Annotated in this window: 5 protein-coding genes; 3 read left to right on the top strand and 2 right to left on the bottom strand. The window is 30.1% G+C overall.

All coding sequences use genetic code 11. The features are described 5' to 3' along the window. Positions 1-103: 103 nt before the first annotated feature. Both RM539_RS19565 and RM539_RS19560 read right to left on the bottom strand, forming a co-directional pair. A complete protein-coding gene (locus RM539_RS19565; protein WP_311505108.1) occupies positions 104-628 on the bottom strand; it encodes a hypothetical protein in 525 nt (174 codons plus the stop codon). 170 nt (positions 629-798) lie between these two features. Beyond that, on the bottom strand, positions 799-1,785 hold the full coding sequence (locus RM539_RS19560; RefSeq protein ID WP_311505107.1) for a YiiX/YebB-like N1pC/P60 family cysteine hydrolase: 987 nt from the start codon (positions 1,783-1,785) through the stop codon (positions 799-801). Between the two features lie 389 nt (positions 1,786-2,174). Between RM539_RS19560 and RM539_RS19555 the strand changes: the two genes are divergently transcribed. From RM539_RS19555 to RM539_RS19545, 3 genes are read left to right on the top strand one after another with little or no spacing between them, the layout of a single operon-like run. After that, positions 2,175-2,510 (top strand): type II toxin-antitoxin system RelE/ParE family toxin, encoded by a 336-nt coding sequence (locus RM539_RS19555; protein WP_311505106.1) that lies wholly within the window; start codon positions 2,175-2,177, stop codon positions 2,508-2,510. A gap of 15 nt (positions 2,511-2,525) precedes the next feature. Then, positions 2,526-3,629: an ImmA/IrrE family metallo-endopeptidase gene (locus RM539_RS19550; RefSeq protein WP_311505105.1), complete on the top strand. Its 1,104-nt coding sequence runs from the start codon at positions 2,526-2,528 to the stop codon at positions 3,627-3,629. 21 nt (positions 3,630-3,650) lie between these two features. Then, complete coding sequence (locus tag RM539_RS19545; protein WP_311505104.1) at positions 3,651-4,172, top strand: beta family protein; 522 nt, start codon at positions 3,651-3,653, stop codon at positions 4,170-4,172. Positions 4,173-4,210: the final 38 nt, after the last annotated feature.

Below are 4,210 nucleotides of genomic sequence, written 5' to 3'. Positions count from 1 at the left end.
CGCAGTTGGCAGAGTAAAGAATGAGAGGTAATCAACTTAGTATTGGTTATTGCTCAAATTAATTATTTTCTTTATAACGGTGCCGGCTATTGGCAATTAACCGTTAGCTACAGATTATTTCCTCCTCATTTATTTTCCATTTCTTTCCAATTTCTAGAAATAGGTTGTTTATGTTATTAACTGAAGGATATTCATTAAAGAACTTTTTTATGTCAATTTCATCTCCATTATAAAATTTCTCAAAATCTTTCATTTTCTTATCGCTAAAATCTGCTATGCATAATCCAGAGTAAAATATGCTGTTGGAATATTTATTTAAATTCTTTAATCCGATACTTGAAATAGTTATTCCATTTTTAAAATAGTATTTCTGAAATTTTTCTTTATCAATTTTGAATCCAAGGATTTTTAAATGTTTTTCTTCAGTTTCAATCGGACGAATTTTATCTATAATACAGGATATTTTTTCATTGCTTTCTAATAATCTTAAACCCACAAGCCAATATTGTTCATATTTCTTTAGCATTATAATTTGAGCATAACTTTCATTTCTTCTTATAGGATCTAAAGTTGAATAATCTCCTATGTATTTCACATAATCATTTACGTTATAAATATCTTCTCTCATTATGTAGAATTTCTGTTAGTAATTTTTAGCTGATGGTTACGGTTATGGACAAATAGTGGGATTAGGGACGCGGTTTTGTCGACTTAACCTTTTGTTTTCCAGTTTTTTAAATTACACTTTTTTGGTAATACCCGCTATTTGGGATGAACCGACTTTGTTGTGTGCAGTTGTTATATTCCAATCGTGCTTGAAACCTCTTGGATAGTTTTTAGCCGTTTATCACTAAACGACTTAATCTTTTTTCGTAATTCTAATTCCTGTTTAAAAAACTTTCTGTTATACTCCAATATTAAAGTCTTCATACCTTGAATTGAACTGCTTAATGATCTATTAATTGGTATTTCTATTTTTTCAATTTCTGATATAGCATAAATTCGTGAGGCATAGGTATCGTAATGTTTTAGAAATAATTTTGAATCATAATGCCACGGATTTTCTTTTAAATCATTTTCCATCATATATAAATAGCCTGATTTACCGACAACCTCCGTTAATTCTTCGTCATATTCTGGATGTTTAATTACCAGATCATATAATTGGTCGAATGTTTGAATATCTAATTTTGAAATTCTTCTTGCTTCTTTGAATATGGAATTATGAATATCCGTTTGTTTTTTAAGTGGACTTTCACTTCTGGCAAACTCGATTTCCGCTTGGTATGCTTCTCTAACTATATCCTCAAGCCTCATCAAAAGTTTCGAGTTCAATATATCATCAGGAATTGGATAATTATAATTATCAACCAGGTTTATGCCTGCGGAATTATATGCTTGTGTCACAAAACGAGTACAAAACTGTCGATTAGGTTCCATTGCTTCAAAAGCCTTATTTTCATCTGAAGCTCCAATCGCCTCTCTTAATGAATATTCAGTGCCAATTTTTGATCTCGCAAATGATTCAATTTGTGGAAGTTTTTCTCTATTATTTATTAAACGTAAAACTGCTACATCTTCCGGTTGTTCAAATACTAATCTCTCTATATTATTAGCTTGTACTCCGCCACCGTCTGAGTCAATATAACTTGAGTTCCCCATATATAGCATTGCGTGTGAAAATTCGCTATTGGATTTATCTCTTATTTTTCTGCTTAATCTCGAATCAGATTTAATCAGAATAATATCCCCATAAATTAATGAATCCTTGATTATTTTATACATAAGTGATTATTTAGTTGTCGGACAATTGCACACAACTCGTTATATACCCGCCTAAAATAACCTTTTAATAAAATGAATACCGGGATAAACGCAATTCTATAAAATTAACCATAATTATTCAAAAAGATTACGTAAAACCGAAGCTTGGCACATCTGAATCAAATAACTGTATATAGGAAGTGAACAGACTTAGGCAACAGTGCGTCAACATTAGGCTCCCGAAAAAGCGGGACAAACTGTTCCGGCCATACGGACGCTTAGTTATTGGCTGTAGTTTTATTCCAACGAATTAAATTCTTATAAATAATAAGTTCCTGTCTTTTAATTTATAAATATAAAAATTCATGTATATTTGAAAAAAATAATTACCCTTTTTCGGTAATCTTTTAATGATGGAGGTATTTTATAAAAGGAGCAAAATAAAAAAACAACTAAGTACAGCATCGAATATTAAAAAAGCTTTTGGAGTTCATGCGAGAAAAGTTGTGAGTAGATTGGATGATATAGAGGCCAGCCCTAATCTTGCTGTTCTTATGCAGATACCTGCGGCAAATTGTCATAGATTATCGGGAAAGAGGTCTAATCAATGGGCATTGAATGTGTCTAATAATTTTAGAATGATCTTTGAATTAACTCATGATCCAATACCTAGGTTAGAGGACAACTCTATAAATACGGAGGCAGTAGTGTCAATTACTATCGTTGAAATAATTGATTATCATTGAATTAAGAAAAACGTTATGAGCAAGTTTAAGGAGGATATAGAATTATTGTCAAAACCAGGGGATGTAATTTTAGAGACGATTGAGTTTATTAAAATGACTCAGGTTGAATTGGCAGAAAGAATGGGAAAGACACCTTCGAAGATAAATGATATTATATCAGGTAAAGAGCCAATAACTCTATCTACGGCTTTTCTATTAGAAAAAGTTCTTGGGATAGATGCTCAATTTTGGTTAAACCGAGAAGTGATTTATCGAGAAAAATTAAGTCGATATCAACAACAAGAAGAAAATAAAAAATATATTAAATGGGCAAAAGAACAGCCTATTAATGATTTAAAAAAATTAGGTTATATAAGTAAAGATGCTTCTAAAGCGGAGTTATCAAATGAATGTTTAAAGTTTTATGGTGTTGCTTCGCCAAATCAATGGAATGAAATCTATAAAAATACTTTATCAGCACCAATGTATAGAAAAAGTGGATATCACAAAAGTACAATCAGTAGTTTATCCGCTCTTTTGAGAATTGGAGAAATACAAATGAGAAAAAAGATAATTAAACCGTTTGATAAAAAGTTATTTAAGTCAAACCTAATTAAAATACGAGAATTAGTAAGAATACATCCTGAAGATTTATTAATTCAGGTGAAAGATTTATGTGAAGAAGCAGGAGTACATTTAATTTTTTCACCGAATATATCAGAAGCCCCAGTTAATGGAATTGCAAGATGGATTGGAGGTAGTCCATTGATACAAATAACAGATAGATTTAAAACAAATGATCATTTTTGGTTTTCATTTTTTCATGAGGCAGGACATATATTGCTTCATGGTAAAAAAGATATATTTATAGATGGCAGTGATGAAGATGATGGAAATCACGAATTAAGGGAAGAAGAAGCAAATAATTTTGCAAGCAATTTTTTATTACCAGTTGATATAATAAAAGAGTTAGATAATTATACGGAAATAAACGATAAAACTATACGCCAACTTGCTAGATTAAATAAAACTCATCCTGCCATTATAGTTGGTCGCCTTCAACATTTCAAAAAGGTTCCATATTCTTTTGGAAATTCTTTCAAATTAAAAGTCCTTTTTGAAGAAGATATGATGAAATAATTAATTAAGAATTTTGAAAAGATGAATAAATTAAAGTACGTTCCAGTTTTTAGAGGTAAATCTATAGAGATTAATGTTCTGGAGAATTTTGACTTTGGTAAAAATATATTTCCTTGTTTAGAAATCGTAAAACGGTACGGAAAGCCAAAAACGGAAGAAGAAAAAAGACAATATTCATTTTTTCCTAATACTCATGATAATTCATTTGAAAATTTTTATATAAAATTAATTAAGAATATTAGCGCTAAAAGGGTTTTTATTGATTTACCTGTACATCTTAAACCAGAAAGTAATATGAAACCTCCTACTCTTTCTTTTCTTCAAGAAGTGGTTATAAATAAAACTGAGCGAACAGCTCATTTAAAAAAACTTTCTAGGTTGAATGATAAAATAATTCCTGTAATCTCATCTTATTTAAAAATTACTGGTAAAAGTGAAATAATAACTCAAAGCAAAGAATTAAGAGAAATATTTAATACACAGTGTTTTCGAATTTTTTTAGATACTTACCTTCAAGATTTCAATGAACCACTATGGACTTGAAGTCCATAGTTTCGGGCTGGTGACTTAAAGTCACCGCT

The organism is Autumnicola musiva, assembly GCF_031846585.1.
GTDB lineage: Bacteria > Bacteroidota > Bacteroidia > Flavobacteriales > Flavobacteriaceae > Autumnicola > Autumnicola musiva.
This window is presented reverse-complemented; position numbering and strand designations above follow the sequence as displayed.

Excerpts from the sequence above, each read along its gene's own strand:
- RM539_RS19555 (WP_311505106.1), top strand. The coding sequence starts at position 2,175 with ATGATGGAGGTATTTTATAAAAGGAGCAAAATAAAAAAACAACTAAGT.
- RM539_RS19545 (WP_311505104.1), top strand. The coding sequence starts at position 3,651 with ATGAATAAATTAAAGTACGTTCCAGTTTTTAGAGGTAAATCTATAGAG.
- RM539_RS19565 (WP_311505108.1), bottom strand. The coding sequence starts at position 628 with ATGAGAGAAGATATTTATAACGTAAATGATTATGTGAAATACATAGGA.
- RM539_RS19560 (WP_311505107.1), bottom strand. The coding sequence starts at position 1,785 with ATGTATAAAATAATCAAGGATTCATTAATTTATGGGGATATTATTCTG.
- RM539_RS19550 (WP_311505105.1), top strand. The coding sequence starts at position 2,526 with ATGAGCAAGTTTAAGGAGGATATAGAATTATTGTCAAAACCAGGGGAT.